Source organism: Anisomitus miae (SeqCode) (genome assembly GCF_054906395.1).
This window is the reverse complement of record NZ_JBRACL010000006.1, coordinates 320,997-338,826: the sequence shown is the minus strand read 5'-3', so window position 1 is coordinate 338,826 and position 17,830 is coordinate 320,997. Positions and strand designations below refer to the sequence as shown.

Below are 17,830 nucleotides of genomic sequence, written 5' to 3'. Positions count from 1 at the left end.
GAGATTGAAGGAGGATAGATAATGGTTAATATATACGATAAGGCTCATGAGTTGGCAGAAAGCATTAAGCAAATGGATGATGTTAAAAAATTAAAAGAGATTGGTGCTAAAATTAATTCTGATGAAAATTTAAAATCACTGTTAAAGCAATTGAGAGAAGTTCAATTCTTAGTTTTCAATGAGCAGCGCTCTGATGGTAATTTATCAAGTGAAAGTGAGGAAAAATTTAAGGAAGTTTCCAAAAAAGTAATGGATAATTCGATAGTATCTGAGTATGTTCAATATGAACAAAAAATTGGTGTAATTGTAAATGATATGATGAAAATATTAAATGAGGCATTTGGAATAGAAAGTTTTATTTAAAGAAGTAGGGGTATATTTTATTGAAGGATATATCCCTACCTCTGTATTATATAGTACACTAATATTGTAATTTAAGAATATGCATATAAATAATATAAATTTGATAAATAATATGAAGTGATATAAAAATTAATTATAATCGTTTAATTGTTGATAAATATAGTATATTGGTGGGATGATTAATGAGAACGTCATGGTTTGTAAGGCTTTCGATGATAATATTTGCGGTATTATTGTGTTTTGTAGCATACTTTGTATATAATTTTCAATCAACAAGTCGTAATCCATTGTTATCTAATGTTGAAATTGAAGTGAAAGAAGGAGATACATTAAATAATGTTTTAAATAAACTTTCTGATGAAGGAAAATTACGAAGTAATTTATTTACTAAAATTCTAACCAAAATATTTAAATATGATACGAATATAAAACCTGGAAAATATACTTTTGATAGTAGTATATCTCTTGAGCATCTTATATATGAATTAAATCAGGGAATAAGAGCAGATTATGTTAAAATTACTATTCCAGAAGGATATTCTATAGAATTAATAGCAGAATTTTTAGGTAATTCTGAACTTAATTTTTCAAAAGATGATTTTATAAATGAGGTAAATAATTACACTTTACCTTTATATGTGAAAAATGTTAATGGCCGAAGATATGCTCTAGAGGGTTTTTTATTCCCAGATACATATCATTTTGATAAAAATTCAACACCTAAAGTTATAATTAATACAATGATAAGTAGATTTGAGGAAATAATCAATGAAATTCAAAATGAACTTGGTGAAAAAATTGACATTAATAAAATAGATGAGATTATAACTATGGCATCTATTGTTGAAAGGGAGATAATACATGATAGCGAAAGACCTAAAGCTGCATCTGTTTTTTATAATAGATTGAAGGTTGGAATGCCTCTACAGTCGTGTGCTACAGTTATATATGCTTTAGGATTTCATAAAGAGGTTTTATATTATTCTGATTTAGAAATTGATTCTAAGTATAATACATATAAGTATAGCAGTCTCCCTATAGGGCCAATCGCATCTCCAGGTAAACAATCAATTAAAGCCGTCGTTAATCCAGATAATACGAGTTATTTATATTTTATTTTAAATGATGAGACTAATTATCATTACTTCTTTGATAACTATAAGGATTTCTTAAATCAAAAAAGTGTTAGAGACACAACCCTTTTTGTAAAAAAGTAATTATAAAAATCATCTTAATTTTATAATTGAGATGATTTTTATAGTTTTTTATTATAAAATTGATATAAGTTTAATATTTTGGAGATTTATATGGGGGATATAGTTAACAATTTTACAAGGGAATTTTTATTAAAGAATATAAATTTAGATTTGTCGGATGAACTTAAAGAAATTGAAAGATATTGTTTTAAACAAGGTATACCATTGATTGATAAAGAAATACAAAATTTAATAAATATGTTGTTTCTGATTAAACCTCCTAAGAGGATTTTGGAATTTGGTACTGCCGTAGGATTTTCTTCAATTTTTATGTATGAGCAGTTAAAGGGAAATGTATTTATAACAACTATGGAAAGAGATTTGAATCGGATATGTATTGCAAAGAAAAATTTTGAAAAATTTAATTGTCTTAGTAAAATTGAAATTATAGAAGGAGATTGTTTAGAAAATGTGAAACGCTTACATTGCAAATATGATTTTATATTTGTGGATTCTTCGAAGGCACATTATGGAAAATTATTTTATAGCTGTATTCAAAACTTGAGTAAAGATGGTATAATTTTGTTTGACAATGTTTTATATAAAGGAATGGTTATATCAGATGAATTAATAAAAAAGCGAAGTAAAACTATTGTTAAAAATATGAGATGTTTTATACAAGATTTAACCAAAGATAGAAACTTTTCTACGTTATTGCTTCCCATTGGTGATGGAATTATGATTTTGAGGAGGAAATAAATAAAGTGAAAAAAGTAGAATTACTCGCACCAGCTGGCAATTTGGAAAAATTGAAGGTTGCTGTTAATTTTGGTGCAGATGCGGTGTATGTAGGTGGTCCAAGACTTAACTTAAGAGTTTTTGCAGATAATTTTGATTATTCGGAATTAGAGGAGGGGACTAAGTATGCTCATGATAGAAATGTTAAGGTATACTTAGTTTTAAATGCGATACCTAGAAATTTTGATATGAAAGGCTTAGAACAATACGTTAAAAAATGTGAGTCATTAGGTATTGATGGTATAATTGCAGCTGATCCAGGAGTTATTTCAGTAATTAAAAATAATACAAATCTTGATATACATCTAAGTACTCAATCAAATACAATGAATTATGTTTCGGCAAAGTTTTGGTACGATTATGGAGTGAAGCGGATTATATTAGCAAGAGAATTAAAAATGAAAGAAATACAAGAATTTAGAGAAAATTTACCCAATGATTGTGAAATAGAGGTTTTTGTTCATGGTGCGATGTGTATGGCCTATTCGGGTAGATGTTTAATTTCAAACTATATGACGTCAAGGGATTCAAATAAGGGGGCATGTTCTCAAGCATGTAGATATAAATACTATCTCGTAGAGGAAAAACGGCCGAATGAGTATTTTCCTGTATATGAAGATGATGCAGGTACATACATAATGAATTCTAAAGATTTGTGTATGATAGAGCATATTGATGATGTAATCAAATCAGGGGTATCTTCTATCAAAATTGAGGGAAGAATGAAAAGTATATTTTATGTTGCTATGGTTGTAAAAATGTATAGAGAAGCACTTGATGAATACTATAAAGAACCTGAGAGTTTCAAAGTCGATCCGAAATGGAAAAGGAATCTTGAAAAAATTAGTCACAGGAGGTACTCTACGGGGTTTTTTTATGGAAATAATGGAGAGCAAAGTTATGAGAGCTCAACTTATGTTAGGGAATATGATATTATAGGAATAGTTAAAGAGTATGATAAAGATACTATGATAGCTACTATAGAACAAAGAAATAGAATTTTTAATGGAGATACTGTCGAAATATTAAGACCTAAAACCAAAAATTTTGAGGTCACTTTAACTAATATGAAAAATGAAAGAGGGGAGAGTATAGAAAAGGCGAATCACGCTCAAATGATATTTACAGTGAATACTAGTAAAGATTTAAAATCAAATGATCTTATAATTATGAGAAAGAATGAATTGGATTTAGGTATCCTTTAAGAGCTAAAATTTATAATTTTAGCTCTTTTTTATTTGAATATTTTATCTATAAAATTGAAATTAATTAAATAGAAATTTGGAATTTTGAAAAGGATAATCGGTTATGAATTATAATAAAGTTTTAAAAAGAAGAATTTGTTGTATAAATATTATATTTTTGTGTATCACTATATTTATATTAGGACGATTAGCTTATATACAATTAGGTTATAAATCCACCGAATATGTTTCTATGGCTTTGGATCAATATAATTTGCAATATAGAATAAGCAATTTGAATTATAGAATACTGGATGATAGTAATGAAGACTTAATAAACTATAATGAAAAATATATTGTCGAAATAAAATCTAACATATTTAAAAATTTCAACAATAATATAGAAATGGAGAAGATATTGAGTCTTATATCAATATTAAAAAATTACGATAATCAATTTGATTTAATAAAAAAGTTTGATGAAAATCCGAGTTATAATTTTAAATTTGAAGTTGATAAACATACTTACGATAAGCTTAGAACATTGGATGAGATAAATGGTGTCTATTTATATAAATATAATCAAGTAAATGAAAAGGAAGCATGGTCTGTCGAAAATGTACTCATAAGAGAGATACAAGAAAAGAGTACTGATAATTTGTACCATGAATATATGGTTGATAATAAATATCCGACGATAAGTTTCTTAGGTATGAATTATGGACAAGAGCTCATAAATAGAAATAATAATAATTTAAAATTAACTATAAATAAAAGTTTACAAACAGGGGTAGAGCAAATAATAAATAATAAAAAATATAATGAGTTTGAGAGTATTGCAGTAGCTATATCAGAGTCAGATACAGGAAAGATAAAAGTAATGACTCAAAAAAATGAATCTAATCCTAATATAATGCTTGGTTCAACAACAGTTGGATATGTGCCAGGATCTATTTTTAAGCTTGTCGTTACAGAATCAGCTTTGGATTTAGGTATATTTACAAGGAATGATACTTTTGATTGTAGAAATAGCAATTATGATTTATGTCAGAGTAGACATGGTGTATTAAATATTGAAGAAGCCTTAGCTGTTTCATGCAACAATACTTTTGCTGAGATAGGTAAAGTAGTTACATGGGAGTACATGCTGAATTATGCACTTGAACAAGGATTGTTTAAAAAAGTTTTTGGATTTAGTGATTTAAGAGAGATAAATGGGAGTTATGCTAATCCGAAAGAATACGAAGATGGACCACTTTTTTTATCTATGGGTCAAAATATGTTAATTGAACCAATTCAATCTTTAGGAATAATAAATACAATTTTAAATAATGGTAATCACAATGAATTGAGTATTGTTGATAGCATTATTAATGAAGATGGGGAAATTATAAGCAAATTTAATTATAAAACGAATAGAGTTTTAAATGAAAGTACAGCAAATAGTTTAAAAGAAATGCTTGTGAATACTGTTAAAAATGGTACTGGTAAAGTTATGAATATTGAGAATGTCGAAGTGGGAGTTAAAACTGGTACAACTGAGAGGTTTAATGGTGAAAATTATGTATCTGATGGATGGGTTCTGGGATATTTTAAACATAGAAATAAATATTATTCAATGTGTGTATTTGTTGAAAATATAAATGAAAAGGGACAATATGGAGGAAATACAGCTGGTCCAATTTTTAAGGATATAGTAGAATACTTTGTTAAAAATTTTTGAATTTTATATAGTTGAGAGTGAGCTTCTATATTCATATTAGTAATTACCTAAATAGGGGGAACTTTTACGTTGATTGTTAGTTTAGTCAATATGATAGGTAGTGTTGTTTTATTTACAGGATATATAGTTGGTAATCATTCATTTCCAATTCCATTAACTAGTTTTGAAGAGAAAGAGCACATAGAGAGGTTTAAAGCTGGAGATTTAAACTCTAAAAACATATTGATAGAGAGGAACTTGCGTTTAGTCGTGCATATAGCTAAAAAATTCTCTTCTATAAAAGAAGTTGAAGATTTAATATCAGTTGGTACTATAGGTCTAATAAAAGGAATAGAATCTTTTGATTATACAAAGGGAACTAAGTTGGCCACGTATGCTTCAAGATGTATAGAAAATGAAATATTGATGCTTATACGAAATAATAAAAAAAATAGAAATGAAATTTTTTTACAGGAACCAATTGGTACGGATAAAGAAGGCAATGAAATATCTTTGATAGATATACTTAATAGTGGAGATGATACAATAATTGACGTTGTTGAACAAAAGTTAGCTATCAAAAAGATGTATAGTAAAATGAATATATTAAGTGATAAGGAGCGATTAATAATAGAGCTTAGATATGGTTTGATTGATGGAAATATCAAAACACAAAAAGAAATAGCAAAAAAATTAAATATCTCTAGATCATATGTATCTAGAATAGAAAAAAAGGCTTTAAGGAAATTGAATAAAGAGTTATTTAAAAAAAATAACTAAATTTATACTAACCACTTTTAAAATAAGATTTTAGAAGTGGTTTATTTTTAAGATGAATATAATACAAGTATATGGTGTAGAATACAGAATGTACAAAATTTAAAGAAATTAGGAAAGGATAGGGAATTTTTGAAATTTCCTTTAATTCAATTAATGATAAGATTAGATGAAATACTTAAAAATGCTGTAATAAAAAGATGCTCAGATATTTATTTAAGCGTAGGAGCAAAGGTATTTGGACGAATAAATTCAAAGCTTGAAGTAATTTTTAATGAAACTCTACGTAAAGAAGATACATTAAGATATGCCAAGGAGATACTTTTAGATAGTTTCGATGAATTAGATAAAAAATGTGATATGGATATATCATTTTCTATATCTGGAATTGGAAGATTTAGATCTAATGTATTTAAACAACGTAATAGTGTTGCTATAGCAATAAAATTAGTATCGTTAAACAATTCAGACAATATGAGTGAATATTTTATACCTGAAAGGGTATTTGAGTATATATCTCTTCTTAATAAAGGATTAGTTTTGATAACAGGTCCGTCTAGTAGTGGGAAAAGTACTACTATTTTTTCTATTATAGAAAAAATGAGTAAAAAATTTCCCAAACATATCATAACTATAGAATCTCCAATAGAAATTTTACATCAGCACAATAATTCAGTGATAAATCAACGTGAGGTTGGTAGCGATACAAGATCATATATGGAAGCTATTAAGGCCGCATTTAAAGAGACACCTGATATACTAGTAATAGATAATATAATTGATTACGATATTTTGAAGATGATTTTTAAATGTTGTGATGCTGGTATGTTGGTTATATCAAGCATATATTCACATAGTGTAACAGAGACTATATGTAATTTGATGGAAATGGACTCCGATAATAGTATAAATTTTAAAAATATTTTATCAAACATTTTGGAATGCGTAGTTAGTCAAAAAATTGTGCTAGATAACAATGATAATAAATTATGTTTATTTGAGATAATGTTCAAGACGCAAAGTATATCGAATTGTATAAGAGAAAATAAATTATTTCATATCGAGACATTGCTCCGAAATAATTCAAAATTAGGAATGTGTACTTTAGATATGGCATTAATAGAAGCATATAAATTATCTAAAATATCTAAAAGTATTTTTTTACAAAATATTTCAAATAAGGAGCTTGCTGCAAAAATTATATTGAATTATTAACTTATGTTGTAGTAATGTATTTAAAGAGATAAGTATTGAGGGAGGTATAATAATTTTGTTTTTTGACTTAATTGAGAGGATGGCTTCAGTTATTATCATTTTTGTATACATTATTTCAATTTATTATTTGTCAATTTCGGTACTGGGATTGCTTATAAAAACTAGGAAAGATAAAAAAAATTCTCATAAAAATAGATTTGCTATTGTGATAGCAGCACATAATGAAGAAAAAGTCATTACTGAAAGTTTAAGGAGCTTAAAGAGATTAAACTATGACAGGGATTATTTTGATATTTTTGTGGTAGCTGATAATTGTACAGATAGAACTGCTGAGTATTCTTTGAATGAGAATGTAATTGTTTATGAGAGATTTGATGATCAAAACAAGGGTAAAGGTCATGCATTAGATTGGGTATTTAAGATAATATTTGATATGGAAGATAAATATTCAGCAGTAGTTGTTTTAGATGCAGATAATATAGTATCTGCAAATTTTTTAACTGAAATGAATATTAAATTGAATAATGGTTACAAGGTTATTCAGGGCTATGTGGATAGTAAAAATTATGGTGATAATTGGATTACTCTTAGTTATTCAATTGCATTTTGGAGTAATAATAGATTATTTCAACTTTGTAGAGATAATTTAGGATTATCGTGTCAATTATCTGGAACGGGCTTTTGTATTGATTTGAATACTTTAAAGGATATAGGATGGGGTGCTACATGTCTTACTGAAGATTTAGAATTTACTTGTAAGTTAGTAATGAACAATATGAGAGTTGTTTCAGCATATAAGGCTGTAGTTTATGATGAAAAGCCATTAACATTGAAACAATCATGGAATCAAAGAAAACGTTGGATGCAGGGAGTTGCAGATGTTTCTGGTAGATATTTTTTTAAATTAATGGAAAAATTCGTTACCCAAAAGGATATTAGAGCTTTGGATTGTGCGTTGTATTCTATACAACCTATAGTGATGAGTATTTTAGGTATTGTATCTGTATTTAATTCCAGTAAATTTTTTCTTATGGTATTAGGAGCTATTTTGGGACAAACATTTAAATTTGAATTTAGAGCATTAGAGGTTATGTCAATGGTATATTTTATGTTTCAATTTTTTATTACGCCGATTGTAATATATTTAGATTCTAAGCTTGATATTAAAGTGTTTATGTGTTATGTATTTGCTTATCCCGTATATGTCATTACTTGGGTTCCTATAGCCATACAGGGAATTATGAATAAAAATAAAAAGGAGTGGTTTCATACAGATCATTCCAGAAATGTGAATATAGAAGATTTAGAAAAATTTAAAAATTAAACAAGGAATTTTTATTTTAATGTTGAATATACCTCTATGAGGTTAGTGTAAATAACTTTTCAATTCAGTTTGAGTTTTCTATGGGTATAATATACTAGAAGAACTATTTTAATTTTAGGGTTATTGTATTATAATCTTGTGATAGTTGTTTGTATTGTGGTTATTTACATAGTTAAGTAGGATTTGTTTTTTAATTTAATTTTGGTTGTGTATTTTATGAAAGTTAAGATTTGATTTTTCTAGTATAGGAGGAATTGGTGTGCTGGATTTTGATATGAATGGTGTGTTTCAAAATGCAAGAATAAAGGTAGTCGGATGTGGTGGCGGTGGAGGAAATGCTGTCAATAGAATGATAGAAGATGGTTTGAAAAATGTTGAGTTTATAGTTGTAAATACTGATAATCAAGCTTTGAGACTATCTAGAGCTGAGTCTAGGATACAGATTGGTGAAAAATTAACCAAAGGACTTGGTGCAGGTGCTAATCCTGATATAGGGGAAAAGGCAGCTGAGGAAAGTAAGGATATGATAAAAGATGCTATTCAGGGAGCAGAACTTGTATTCATAACTGCTGGAATGGGTGGTGGAACTGGTACTGGGGCGGCTCCTGTTGTTGCTGAAATTGCAAAATCATTAGGGATATTGACGGTAGGAGTTGTTACTAAACCTTTTCCGTTTGAAGGTAGAAAGCGTATGATCCAAGCAGATATGGGAATATCTAATTTGATGAGTAAGGTTGATACTTTAGTTACTATACCTAATGAAAGATTATTGACAATGGTAGATAAAAAGACTTCGTTGCTTGAGGCTTTTAAGAAGGCAGATGATGTTTTAAGACAGGGAGTTCAAGGTATATCTGATCTTATAACTATACCTGGTATAGTTAATAGAGATTTTGCTGATGTTAAGGCTATAATGAGTGATAAAGGACTTGCACATATGGGAATTGGAAGAGGAACAGGTGAAAATAGAGCTATTGAAGCTGCAAAACAAGCTATTTCTTCGCCGCTCTTAGAAACTTCCATAATTGGTGCTACTGGAGTATTGATGAATGTAACCGGTGGACCTGATTTATCATTACATGAGATACATGAAGCAGGAAATATGGTGCAGGAGTCCACTGATGAAGATGCTGTTTTCATGTTTGGTGCTGTTATAGACGAAGATTTAAAAGATGAGATTAGAGTAACTCTTATAGCTACTGGCTTTGAGGGAGGAACTAATAAAAAAAGTAGTGTATTTTCTAGTGATAGTGGAGTTCTAAATACGGGCAACCAAATAGAAAATGGTGAAGAAAATAAGACATCTGTTGGTGATGGAGATAAGGAAAAGTTGAACTCTAGGATAATTGATAAAGATGATGACTATGGTATACCTGCTTTTTTAAGGAAAAGAGATTTTAATAAATAGGTTTTGGTGATTTATGTACTAGGTAGAGGTATTTTTTCTATCTAGTTTTTTTGTTTTTTAATGAGAGACTCATTTTGAAAATATTGTAAGATTTTTAAAAAATATATTCAGTAAAAACTACAAAATTTTAAAATTTGATTATATATAATCTATAAATAATTTTCAAAGGGGGGCTTAAATATGACTATTTACTTAGATTTGTTATTATTTGAGAACTTCATTTTCAATTTTTTTATATTTTATGTGAGCTTTAAAATGTTAAATTATGAATTAAATATTAAAAAATTGATTATTTCTTGTTTGATTTCATCATTTTTAAATATATTAATATTATTTAAATTAGATTCTAGCACTTACTTATATATTCTTATTTTGATATCTTTTTTTACTAATGTGATTTTATGTACTCCTAAATTTAATATTAAATATTTTATTCAAATTTTCACGACATTAGTTGTCGTTTCATTTCTAGTATTTGGCAGTGTTTCATTTATAAAAATTAATATAAAAAATATTAATTATTTTCATATTGTGATCATGTTTGCAATTATTTTTGTAATATTTGATATATCAAAAAAATATATAAAAAGGAATACATTTTTTGATAACTGTATATTTAACGTAACTTTAAAGTATAATGATGTAATTTATAATTTTAATGGATTTCTTGATACTGGAAATGAACTTCGTGAGCCAATTACAGGATTACCGGTAGTTATAATTGAGACTAGATGTATGCCAGGTATTTTTTATAATGAAAAATATTATTATAGGATTCCATATAAAGTTATAACGGGAAATATTTCATATTTTGAAGGAATTAAGATAAAAAATGTATTTTTTAAAAATAGTTCCCATGAATTTTATACAGATATTATTTTATGTACAACTAAAATGTGTTTAGATTCGGAAAAACGGTTTGATGCAATATTATCTAGATGTATAATTTAGGAGGAAAAATATGAAAGGCATTATAATTTTCATCAATAATCTGGTTTTTAAATTTAAACTTGTAACTAGAGCTATATTTTATATAGGAAGTAGTGATGCATTACCTCCTCCTTTAACTCGTGATGAAGAAGACGATTTGATAAATAAGTTACTCTTAGATGATAATGATAGTATAAGAACTGTATTAATTGAAAGAAATTTAAGATTAGTGGTTTATATAGCTAAAAAATTTGAAAATACAGGAATCATGGTTGAGGATCTTATTTCTGTTGGAACTATAGGTTTAATAAAAGCTGTAAATACCTTTAATCCTGATAAAAAAATAAAATTAGCTACATATGCTTCAAGATGTATCGAAAATGAAATTTTAATGTATTTGAGGAGAACAAATCGTGTTAAAGGAGAAATTTCCTTTTATGAACCTTTAAATACAGATTGGGATGGAAATGAATTATTATTATCTGATATTTTAGGATCAGATGAAAATAATGTGTTTGAATTTATTGAAGAAGAAGTAGATAAAGCTTTGCTGGTTATAGCTATGGATTCTTTAAACAATAGGGAACATGAAATAATATCATTAAGGTTTGGGCTTAATGGCAGACTTGAAAAAACTCAAAAGGAAGTTGCAACACTTTTGGGAATTTCTCAATCTTATATATCAAGATTGGAAAAGCGTATAATTAAAAAATTAAAGAAAGAAATAAATAAAATGTTATAAATAAAATACTACGAAATATTTACAAATAGGTTAAAGAAAATGAATAAAATCGAAAAATGTCGGTTATACTCTAAAGAGAAAGTACTCTAAAGGGGCTGATGTTATGATAAGCAAAGTTGAAATATGTGGAGTTAATACGTCGAAGTTGCCAGTACTAAAAGACAAGGAAATGAAAGAGCTTTTATTGAAAATGAGAAGTGGTGATGATAAGGCTAGAGAAACTTTCGTTCAGGGAAATTTAAGATTGGTATTAAGTGTTATACATAGATTTAATAATCGTGGAGAGAATGTGGATGATTTATTTCAGGTTGGATGCATAGGTCTTATAAAGGCTTTAGATAATTTTGATTTAAGTCAAAACGTTAAATTTTCTACTTATGCAGTTCCAATGATAATAGGTGAAATACGGAGATACTTGAGAGATAATAATGCTATTCGTGTTAGTAGATCTTTAAGAGATATCGCTTATAAGGCACTTATAGTTAAGGATAAATTGATGCTTAAGAATAATAAAGAGCCGACTATATCTCAAATAGCAAAAGAATTAGATATTCCTCGTGAAGATGTTGTATTTGCATTAGATGCAATTCAAGATCCTATTTCTTTGTTTGAACCTATCTACCATGATGGAGGAGATTCAATCTTTGTATTGGATCAAATAAGTGATTCTAAGAATTGTGATGAAAGTTGGATTGAGGATATATCTATAAAAGAGGCTATGAAAAAGCTTAACAAAAGAGAAACAATGATATTAAATTTAAGATTCTTTACCGGAAGGACGCAAATGGAAGTTGCTGAGGAAATCGGAATATCTCAAGCACAAGTTTCCAGATTAGAGAAAACAGCTCTGAGACATATGAGAAAATACATATAAAGCTATCTAGTTTTCTAGATAGCTTTATGTTTTTTTGTTAATATCTTTATAGAGTTCAAGATTACTATGACAGAAGCCCCAACATCAGATAAAATAGCTGCCCATATTGATGTTATTCCTAGTACTGCAAGAATTAATATCAGTATTTTTATTCCTAATGAGATTGCTATGTTCTGTAAAGCTATTTTCCGTGTTTGGTTTGCAATATTTATTGCTGTTACTATTTTGAAAGGATCATCATCTATTAATACAATATCTGATGCCTCTATGGCAGCATCTGTGCCAAATTTGCCCATTGATATTCCAATATCTGCTATAGCAAGAGAGGGAGCATCGTTGATTCCATCTCCTACAAATGCCAAATTTGATTTTGGTCTTTTAGATTTTGAAAATTTCTCGATACATTCGACTTTTTGATTTGGCAACAACTCTGCGTGGAAATTATCTATTCCAATTTTATCGCATAAACTCTTTACCACATTAATACTGTCGCCACTTAGCATTGTAATATTTTTTATTCCAAATGCTTTCAATTCAGAAATTGTCTTTTGAGAATTTGGTTTAACTTTATCTGATATTAAGATATCGCCCATATATATATTGTTCTTGGCTACGTAAACTTTAGTTCCAATAAACTCATGGATTTCACTGACTGTTATATTAAATTTATCCATTATTTTTCGGTTTCCAACTATAATTATATCATTTTCAAGGTCTATGACTATTCCATGTCCAGGAATTTCTTCATGTTTTAGGATTTTTGATTTATCGATTTTCTTGTTGTGGAAATCGATTATAGATTTTGCTATGGGATGGTTTGAAAAACTCTCAGCAATCGCTGCAATTTCTATTAATTCATATTTGGTACAATTTATGTTATTGATTTTTGTTACGCTGAAGACACCCTCAGTCAAAGTACCTGTCTTATCAAATACAATAGCTGATATATTGTTAAGAGACTCTAAATAGCTACTTCCTTTTACCAATATACCATTTTTAGAACATACTCCAATTCCACTAAAAAAACTTAAAGGTATTGATATTACAAGAGCACATGGACAAGATATTACTAGGAAAATTAAGGATTTATAAATCCATTCTGAGAATAATTGATTTGGAATAAACAATGGAGGAAATATGGCAACTATCAATGCTGTTAGAATAACTATTGGTGTATAGACTTGTGAAAATTTTGTAATAAAATTCTCTGCTTTTGATTTTCTAGAATGGGCGTTTTCTACAAGGTTTAGAATTTTTAATACAGCAGAATCTTTAAATTCTGATCTAACTTTTATCTTAATCATTGAATCTATATTTATACAACCAGATAATACTGAATCATTGATTGTTACCTCTTTAGGTAAAGATTCCCCAGTTAATGCTCTAGTATCCAAACTTGATTCTCCTGAGATTATCACTCCATCTAATGGAATCTTTTCTCCCGGTTTTACAATTATTATATCGCCAATTTTAACTTTGCTTGGATGCACTGTTACTACCGAATTTTCAAACTCAAGATTTGCTATTTCAGGTTTTATATCCATAAGTTTTGAGATTGATGATCTTGATTTGTTTATTGCACCATTTTGAATGAATTCTCCAATTTCATAAAATACAATTACAGCTATAGCTTCTCGAAATTCTCCAATTACAAATGCACCTATTGTAGCAATAATCATCAGAAAGTTTTCATCAAATAAAATTTTATTCTTAATATTCCCAAAACCTTTTCTGAAAATATCCTTACCTATAATAACGTAACTTACAATGCATAAAAAGAAAGCATATGTTTGTGATATATTTGGAATAAATGAAACTAAAAATAGAATCAGACCTATTGAAAAATTTATATATTTTGCTAAGGTCTTATCCTCAATGATTGTATCAACAAAACTCATTTCAGGTTCTATTTTTATACAAAGATCTTTAATATAATCTATTTTTTCATTTAGATCTGAAGTGTCATTTATCTCTAGTTCTAGTTTTTGATTTAAAACATCAATTTTCACATCGGACACATACGAAATCTTTAAAATTTCTTTTTTAATTTTATCAGCACAATTATAACAATTTAAACTTTTAAATTTTAAGATTTGCTTTGATGGCATTTAAGCTCCTTTCTAATATTTAAAATCTTTGTAAAGTATTATTTCACGGTAATTTATATTATACACTAAAAGTATAAATAAAAATTTGAGACATATCAATAATAGTAAAACTTTTTATTATAGAGGAAATTTTTTATGTTTGAGAGATCATTTTCTTTAAATAATCTAAAGAGTATGGAAATAATAGATGTAAGTATTGGAGCTAAAATAGGATATATAAGTGATTTTAAGATAGATACTGAGCATCATAGAGTACTTGCTATTATGTTAATGTACAGTAGGACATCTTGGTTTTCAAAAAATAACTATCTTGAGATACCTTGGGATAAAATTATTAAGATTGGAATTGATGTTATATTAATCGATGGAACTAATCTTGATTTATTACAACCAAGTAATTAAAATTATTGTAGGTGATTTGATGAAGTTAATTAATTTGGATAATAAATATTTTTTATATAAGAAGATTGACAATGTAAATTTGTTGATTTCTACAGCTAATTCTGAATTTAATATTCATCCGAAGCTCGATGGTTATAATAAAAATATAGATTTTCTTAAAACGAAATTTAATCTTTCCAAAATATCTACTCTGTCACAAATTCATAGCAATATTGTACATATATGTGATTCGAGTTTTATAAATGGCATTGAGGGAGATGGCCTAATAACTGATGAAAGTGATCATGGAATTGCTGTTTTTACTGCAGACTGTGTTCCTATTTTCCTATTCGATAAGAATAAGAAAGTTATATCCGCAGTACATAGTGGATGGATGGGAACTTACTCAGAGATAGTACTTACCTCTCTAAATATTTTTTTAAAAAATTATAATTCAAGTATTGAAGATATAGTCATCTATATTGGACCACATAACATGAAGTGTTGCTATGAAGTTGGGGATGACCTTAGAGAGAAATTTAGTAGTCATCACAAATTTAAAGATAAGAAAGATATTTTTTACAACAATAACTTAAATTTGCTTGAGTGTATAAAAATTTCTCTAACATCGAGCGGAATTTTAAGTGAAAATATACATGTCATAGATTACTGCACTTATTGTAGTGAAGATATAAAGTTTTACTCATACAGGAGAAACAGAAATTCTTTAAATAGGATTTTTTCACTTATATTTGTTAATTAAACTTTTTAGAGGTTATAAATTTATGAATAAAAAAATTCTTGTAGTTGAGGACGAATATAGTATTACTGAACTTCTTAGATATAATTTGGTTAAGAATAATTTTGATGTTAATTGTATATCCGATGGATTAAATATTATTGAAAATGTTATTGAATTTAACTGTGATTTAGTTTTGTTGGATTTGATGTTACCACAAAAAGATGGATTTGAGATTTGTAAAGAGCTTTCTGAAAATGAATCTACAAGTGACGTGCCAATTATTATAATATCTTCTAAAGGAAGGGAATTTGATAAGGTTTTAGCATTTGAACTTGGAGCTGATGATTATATTTGCAAGCCGTTTTCTATAAAAGAAATAATTGCTCGTATAAATGCTGTATTTAGGCGTATGGAAAAATTAAGTAGTCAAAGATTTGTATCTTCTCAACAATTTAAGTTTGGTGATATAATCATAGATTTAAAAAAAAGAGAAGTGTATAAGAAAGGTTCTAAATTAGACATGACATTCAAGGAGTTTGAATTACTCGTAATGTTTATAAAGAGCAATGGAAGGGTTTTGACTAGAGAGTATATATTGGATAATATTTGGGGATACAAATATATTGGCGAAACTAGAACTGTTGACGTACATATTAGAAGTTTAAGAAAGAAAATTGAAGATGATGATAAAAACCCCGTATTTATTGAAACTATGAGAGGAATAGGATATAAATTTAATCTGACAGATTTATGATATTTTTATATGTTGTTTTTGGATTTTTAATTTCTAGTTGTGTATTTGTGAGCTATATGTATTTCTATCAGAGAAATGTTAAAAATAAGTTGTTTAATGTACTAAAATTAAATTATCCAAATTACTTAAAGTACTTTGTGAATATTGCAAATAAAAGTAGGCTCAATATTTATAATTTAATTAACTTAATTGAAGATAAATTAAAGAGAATATACGATAATTATGATGATTTAAGAAAATATCAATCTGTGCTATATGAAGTTATTGAATCGGTTGACAATGGAATTCTTATTATAGACAAATGTAGTAGAATCAATTATGTTAATGCTGTTGCCGGAGTAATTCTTAATATTGAAAATGTTAATGAAATTTGTGGAAAATGTATAAATGACACAGAACTGAAATGGATTTTAAAATTTGACAATTTGAAAGTTTTTGAAATCCCTGGAGAGTATACTAATTTGAGTATTTTGTGTTATGTCAAAAGTTTTATGGGCGAATTTAAAATCTATAAATTTAAAAATGTTTCCGAGTATAAGCGTCTCGATTATATGAGTACAGAGTTTATTTCAAATATTACTCACGAGCTCAAAACTCCTTTAACTTCCATAATAGGTTTTTCTGAAACTTTAAGGAACGTTGAGGAAGAAGATGAACGACAGATATTTTATGATATAATAAATAAAGAAGCAGTTCGTCTTAATAATTTGATAAGTGATATTCTTGTGTTTTCCGAAATCGAAACTCAAAGTGATACAAATAGAAAGAAAATAGATATAATCAAAATGCTCAATGAAATAAAGCAACTTCTGTCTCCACAAATCACAAAAATAGATTTTGAAATTAAGATTTTAGATGATAACAAAGTCGTAATCTTAAACAATGAAAGATATTTAAGACAGATATTTATAAACATAATTGATAATTCAATAAAGCATTCTTTTGGAACTATTCTTAGGGTAGAGTGTTTTGACAATGATGATGAAGTGCATGTGGATTTTTGTGATAATGGAATTGGGATACCTGATGAAGATATAAAGAATATTTTTAGTAGGTTCTATAAAGTTCCTGGGTCAAAGAGTAAAAGTCGTGGCACAGGACTTGGTTTGTCCATAGTTGAAAATTTTATAACCAAAATTAACGGAAGAATAGATGTTTTTAATAATGAAAAAGGCATAACGTTTAGAGTAGTGATTCCTAAAAATAGAGAGTGAAGTCATAGGTTTGAGACTTCGCTCTTTTTGTTTTTGGGAATTGGGAAATTGTTATATGAGAATATGAAAATATTTAATATAGATTTTACATTTATAAAATGCTGATTTAACCAAAATA

At 27.6% G+C, this 17,830-nt stretch carries 17 protein-coding genes; 16 read left to right on the top strand and 1 reads right to left on the bottom strand.

Features of this window, described 5'->3' with window-relative positions; all coding sequences use genetic code 11:
• Nucleotides 1-21: 21 nt before the first annotated feature.
• The 12 genes from AALI31_RS04375 to sigG all read left to right on the top strand — a co-directional run bounded on the left by AALI31_RS04375 (nucleotide 22) and on the right by sigG (nucleotide 12,513).
• Complete coding sequence (locus AALI31_RS04375) at nucleotides 22-363, top strand: YlbF family regulator (RefSeq protein WP_489885304.1); 342 nt, start codon at nucleotides 22-24, stop codon at nucleotides 361-363.
• Between the two features lie 182 nt (nucleotides 364-545).
• Entirely contained in the window at nucleotides 546-1,580 is a 1,035-nt protein-coding gene (gene mltG / locus AALI31_RS04370; RefSeq protein WP_489885303.1) for an endolytic transglycosylase MltG, read from the top strand.
• 90 nt (nucleotides 1,581-1,670) lie between these two features.
• The gene (locus tag AALI31_RS04365; RefSeq protein ID WP_489885302.1) at nucleotides 1,671-2,318 is read left to right on the top strand and encodes an O-methyltransferase; all 648 of its coding nucleotides are present in this window, start codon (nucleotides 1,671-1,673) and stop codon (nucleotides 2,316-2,318) included.
• 5 nt (nucleotides 2,319-2,323) lie between these two features.
• Nucleotides 2,324-3,562, top strand: a complete 1,239-nt coding sequence (locus tag AALI31_RS04360; protein WP_489885301.1) for a peptidase U32 family protein — start codon at nucleotides 2,324-2,326, stop codon at nucleotides 3,560-3,562.
• A gap of 103 nt (nucleotides 3,563-3,665) precedes the next feature.
• Nucleotides 3,666-5,264 (top strand): penicillin-binding transpeptidase domain-containing protein, encoded by a 1,599-nt coding sequence (locus AALI31_RS04355; RefSeq protein ID WP_489885300.1) that lies wholly within the window; start codon nucleotides 3,666-3,668, stop codon nucleotides 5,262-5,264.
• 69 nt (nucleotides 5,265-5,333) lie between these two features.
• Nucleotides 5,334-6,023, top strand: coding sequence for an RNA polymerase sporulation sigma factor SigK (sigK, locus tag AALI31_RS04350; protein ID WP_489885299.1), 690 nt, complete (start codon nucleotides 5,334-5,336; stop codon nucleotides 6,021-6,023).
• 129 nt (nucleotides 6,024-6,152) lie between these two features.
• Nucleotides 6,153-7,235 carry a type IV pilus twitching motility protein PilT gene (locus AALI31_RS04345; protein WP_489885298.1) on the top strand — a complete coding sequence of 361 codons (1,083 nt, stop codon included), beginning with the start codon at nucleotides 6,153-6,155 and terminating at the stop codon, nucleotides 7,233-7,235.
• 55 nt (nucleotides 7,236-7,290) lie between these two features.
• Nucleotides 7,291-8,559, top strand: coding sequence for a glycosyltransferase family 2 protein (locus tag AALI31_RS04340; protein ID WP_489885297.1), 1,269 nt, complete (start codon nucleotides 7,291-7,293; stop codon nucleotides 8,557-8,559).
• A gap of 259 nt (nucleotides 8,560-8,818) precedes the next feature.
• Nucleotides 8,819-9,967 carry a cell division protein FtsZ gene (ftsZ, locus tag AALI31_RS04335; RefSeq protein ID WP_489885296.1) on the top strand — a complete coding sequence of 383 codons (1,149 nt, stop codon included), beginning with the start codon at nucleotides 8,819-8,821 and terminating at the stop codon, nucleotides 9,965-9,967.
• Between the two features lie 180 nt (nucleotides 9,968-10,147).
• Nucleotides 10,148-10,918 carry a sigma-E processing peptidase SpoIIGA gene (locus tag AALI31_RS04330; protein WP_489885295.1) on the top strand — a complete coding sequence of 257 codons (771 nt, stop codon included), beginning with the start codon at nucleotides 10,148-10,150 and terminating at the stop codon, nucleotides 10,916-10,918.
• A gap of 10 nt (nucleotides 10,919-10,928) precedes the next feature.
• Entirely contained in the window at nucleotides 10,929-11,639 is a 711-nt protein-coding gene (gene sigE, locus AALI31_RS04325; RefSeq protein ID WP_489885294.1) for an RNA polymerase sporulation sigma factor SigE, read from the top strand.
• A 103-nt stretch (nucleotides 11,640-11,742) separates the two neighbouring features.
• A complete protein-coding gene (sigG, locus tag AALI31_RS04320) occupies nucleotides 11,743-12,513 on the top strand; it encodes an RNA polymerase sporulation sigma factor SigG (protein ID WP_489885293.1) in 771 nt (256 codons plus the stop codon).
• A gap of 14 nt (nucleotides 12,514-12,527) precedes the next feature.
• Here sigG and AALI31_RS04315 read toward each other — a convergent pair whose 3' ends face one another.
• On the bottom strand, nucleotides 12,528-14,621 hold the full coding sequence (locus tag AALI31_RS04315; protein ID WP_489885292.1) for a heavy metal translocating P-type ATPase: 2,094 nt from the start codon (nucleotides 14,619-14,621) through the stop codon (nucleotides 12,528-12,530).
• A gap of 135 nt (nucleotides 14,622-14,756) precedes the next feature.
• Between AALI31_RS04315 and AALI31_RS04310 the strand changes: the two genes are divergently transcribed.
• The 4 genes from AALI31_RS04310 to AALI31_RS04295 are packed head-to-tail and all read left to right on the top strand — an operon-like array spanning nucleotide 14,757 to nucleotide 17,712.
• A complete protein-coding gene (locus AALI31_RS04310; RefSeq protein ID WP_489885291.1) occupies nucleotides 14,757-15,023 on the top strand; it encodes a YlmC/YmxH family sporulation protein in 267 nt (88 codons plus the stop codon).
• Nucleotides 15,024-15,042: 19 nt separating this feature from the next.
• A complete protein-coding gene (gene pgeF / locus AALI31_RS04305; protein WP_489885290.1) occupies nucleotides 15,043-15,765 on the top strand; it encodes a peptidoglycan editing factor PgeF in 723 nt (240 codons plus the stop codon).
• Between the two features lie 22 nt (nucleotides 15,766-15,787).
• Nucleotides 15,788-16,498 (top strand): winged helix-turn-helix domain-containing protein, encoded by a 711-nt coding sequence (locus tag AALI31_RS04300; RefSeq protein ID WP_489885289.1) that lies wholly within the window; start codon nucleotides 15,788-15,790, stop codon nucleotides 16,496-16,498.
• Entirely contained in the window at nucleotides 16,495-17,712 is a 1,218-nt protein-coding gene (locus tag AALI31_RS04295; RefSeq protein ID WP_489885288.1) for a sensor histidine kinase, read from the top strand. Before AALI31_RS04300 ends, AALI31_RS04295 begins: the two co-directional genes overlap by 4 nt.
• The last annotated feature ends 118 nt before the right edge of the window (nucleotides 17,713-17,830 follow it).

Bases quoted from the DNA above. Each gene is read 5' to 3' on its own strand.
- AALI31_RS04375 (WP_489885304.1), top strand. From the start codon at position 22: ATGGTTAATATATACGATAAGGCTCATGAGTTGGCAGAAAGCATTAAG.
- mltG (WP_489885303.1), top strand. From the start codon at position 546: ATGAGAACGTCATGGTTTGTAAGGCTTTCGATGATAATATTTGCGGTA.
- AALI31_RS04365 (WP_489885302.1), top strand. From the start codon at position 1,671: ATGGGGGATATAGTTAACAATTTTACAAGGGAATTTTTATTAAAGAAT.
- AALI31_RS04355 (WP_489885300.1), top strand. From the start codon at position 3,666: ATGAATTATAATAAAGTTTTAAAAAGAAGAATTTGTTGTATAAATATT.
- AALI31_RS04330 (WP_489885295.1), top strand. From the start codon at position 10,148: ATGACTATTTACTTAGATTTGTTATTATTTGAGAACTTCATTTTCAAT.
- sigE (WP_489885294.1), top strand. From the start codon at position 10,929: ATGAAAGGCATTATAATTTTCATCAATAATCTGGTTTTTAAATTTAAA.
- sigG (WP_489885293.1), top strand. From the start codon at position 11,743: ATGATAAGCAAAGTTGAAATATGTGGAGTTAATACGTCGAAGTTGCCA.
- AALI31_RS04315 (WP_489885292.1), bottom strand. From the start codon at position 14,621: ATGCCATCAAAGCAAATCTTAAAATTTAAAAGTTTAAATTGTTATAAT.
- AALI31_RS04310 (WP_489885291.1), top strand. From the start codon at position 14,757: ATGTTTGAGAGATCATTTTCTTTAAATAATCTAAAGAGTATGGAAATA.
- pgeF (WP_489885290.1), top strand. From the start codon at position 15,043: ATGAAGTTAATTAATTTGGATAATAAATATTTTTTATATAAGAAGATT.
- AALI31_RS04300 (WP_489885289.1), top strand. From the start codon at position 15,788: ATGAATAAAAAAATTCTTGTAGTTGAGGACGAATATAGTATTACTGAA.
- AALI31_RS04295 (WP_489885288.1), top strand. From the start codon at position 16,495: ATGATATTTTTATATGTTGTTTTTGGATTTTTAATTTCTAGTTGTGTA.